Genomic DNA, 2,514 nt, shown 5'->3' with positions numbered 1-2,514 from the left:
TAAAAAGGGTCTATGCTAAGCTGGATCTAAATCCCTTAGTATCAAAGGAGGGAAAATGATTGAGTAATCAGTCAGAATTTAAAGAGTATGCCTGGTACAAACACTACGATGCAGGCGTGCCGCGGCATATTCCTTACCACGGGGAAGATTTGTTTACCTTGTTAAAACAGAAGGCCACGGAAAAGCCCCAAGTTCCGGCACTGATGTTTTTCGGCAAGGCGACTTCGTATAAAGACCTTTACGAAAAGATCACCCGCTGCATGGTTTCCCTGCACCGGCTGGGGATCAAAAAGGGGGATAAGGTGGCTTTACTGCTGCCTAACTGCCCTCAGTACGTCATTAGTTATTACGCTGTTTTAGGCGTGGGGGCCACGGTGGTACCGGTGAACCCCTTAAGCACCGAAACGGAACTGGCGTTCCTGTTTAAAGATGCCGGGGTCCGCCTGGCCGTCGCCCTGGATTTGCTAGCCGGGCGATTGGAAAAGGTGCGTGACACCCTCCGGGAGGAAGGCCACCGGGAACTGCTCCAACATACTTTTTATACCTCCATTCGAGATGAACTGCCCTTTCCTTTGCATATTCTGTATCCTTTGAAGAACAAGCTCAGCCCGGAAGCGCAAAAGCGCATCAAAGCGGCCAGGCAGTTTAAAGAACTCCTCAAATTTCCCGCCACCGGGATACAACCGGCTAAATGGGACGTGGAGCAGGATTTAGCCGTCCTCATCTATACCGGCGGCACCACGGGTAAACCCAAAGGGGTCATGCTCTCCCAGAAGAACCTGGTGGTCAATGCCTATCAATGCCGTTCCTGGATCGATTTTAACGACCATGACCGGATCTTGGCGGTACTGCCTATTTTCCACGGCTTCGGCATGAGCGTTTGCATGAACGCTTCCTTGATCTCGGGCGGCACCTGTATCCTGCTGCCCCGTTTCAGCGTCGATGATATGCTGAAGGCTATCCAGCGCTACCGGCCCACCATTTTTGCCGGGGTGCCCACCATGTATATCGGGATGCTCAATCACGATAACTTCTCCAAGTACGATTTATCCTCCCTCCGGGGCTGCTTTGTGGGAGCGGCTCCCCTGCCGTTGGAGGTCAAGGAGCAGTTTGAAAAGATCACCGGCGGCCGGCTGCTGGAGGGTTACGGTCTCACCGAAGCGGTGACGGCCATCTGCTGCAATCCCTTTAAGGGCATCAATAAATCCGGCAGCATCGGGATACCTTTTGCTGATACGGTGATCACCGTCCGGGACATTGAAACAGGTACCCGGGACCTGCCGCCCGGGGAGATCGGGGAACTAGTGATTCAGGGCCCGACCCTGATGCTGGGCTATTACAACCGCCCGGAGGAAACGCAAGAGGCCTTGCGAGGCGGGTGGCTGTATACCGGGGACCTGGGTTACATGGACGAAGACGGCTACTTCTATATCGTGGACCGGAAGAAGGACCTGATCATCACCGGCGGTTTCAATGTCTATCCCAAGGAAGTGGAAGACGTCCTGTACCGGCATCCCGCCGTGGCGGAGGCTTGCGTCATCGGGGTGCCCGACGACTACGCCGGGGAAAAGGTGAAGGCCTTTGTGAAATTGAAGGAAGGAGCGGCAGCGACGGAACAGGAGATCATCGCTTTTTGCCGGGAGCATTTGACCAGGTATAAGGTGCCTAAAGAAGTGGAACTGGTGGAGGACCTGCCCAAGAGCCCCATTGGGAAGATCCTCAAAAAAGAATTACGGCAGCGACAGCGGATTCCATCATAAGACCGGCGGGAGGGTGAGCAATGGCTGCATCGGCAATGGAACGACTGGTGGAGGCTGCCTCCCTGACGGGGGCGGAAATCTTGGCACGGTATCCGGAAAAGCGGTTTTTCGGTTTCACTTGCAGTTACTGGCCGGAGGAACTGGTGTGGGCGGCAGGCCTGGAGCCCTTGCGCCTTTTTCCCGGCCAGACCAGGGCTATGCCCCCGGAATTGCCGTCCTTTTCCTGTTCCCTGGCCCGGGGCATTTTGGCCGATTTGAAAGGCCCCGGCCTCAAAAAACTGTCGGGGCTGGGCCTGGCCCAAACCTGCGATACCATGCAGTGTTTGGGCAGTATTTCCCGGACGGTCTTAAAGGATAAAGTCTTGGAACTGGTACCGCCGGTGATGCTGTCCGCTCCCGGGGCCCGGGAGTACTATCTGGAAGAATTAAGAGCTGCCTGGCAAAAACTGCGGGAGCTGGCGGGGGAAACGCCGCAGGAGGAGAGAATAGCCTCTGCTTTAGAATTATATGCACGTATGCGGCGGCTGGCTTTAAAGCTGGATGAGTTAAGGCCCTGGTTGCCGTCCCACCTGGTGGCGGCCCTGCTGCGGGCCGGGCAGCTCCTCCCCCGGGAGGAGTACGTGACCCTGCTGGAGGAGGCCTTGACCTCTTTGACCGCCCGCAAAGAAGAGGACGCGGGGAGGATAGGGGTCCTTTTAAGCGGGCCGGTGCTGGAAAAGGACGGCCTGTACCTGATGATTGAAGAACTGGGCGG

The 2,514-nt window shown here is 56.1% G+C and carries 2 protein-coding genes; both read left to right on the top strand.

Annotated elements, in window-relative coordinates; all coding sequences use genetic code 11:
* Window positions 1-59 precede the first annotated feature (59 nt).
* Entirely contained in the window at window positions 60-1,760 is a 1,701-nt protein-coding gene (locus tag GXX34_00750) for a long-chain fatty acid--CoA ligase (GenBank protein HHW06053.1), read from the top strand.
* A gap of 20 nt (window positions 1,761-1,780) precedes the next feature.
* The coding region (locus GXX34_00745) for a 2-hydroxyacyl-CoA dehydratase (GenBank protein ID HHW06052.1) at window positions 1,781-2,514 on the top strand (734 nt) is incomplete at its 3' end.

This window comes from Clostridia bacterium (assembly GCA_012840125.1).
In the GTDB taxonomy this organism is placed as follows: domain Bacteria; phylum Bacillota; class DULZ01; order DULZ01; family DULZ01; genus DULZ01.
The sequence above is the reverse complement of the archived record's forward strand: the minus strand, read 5'-3'. Positions and strand labels throughout refer to the sequence as shown.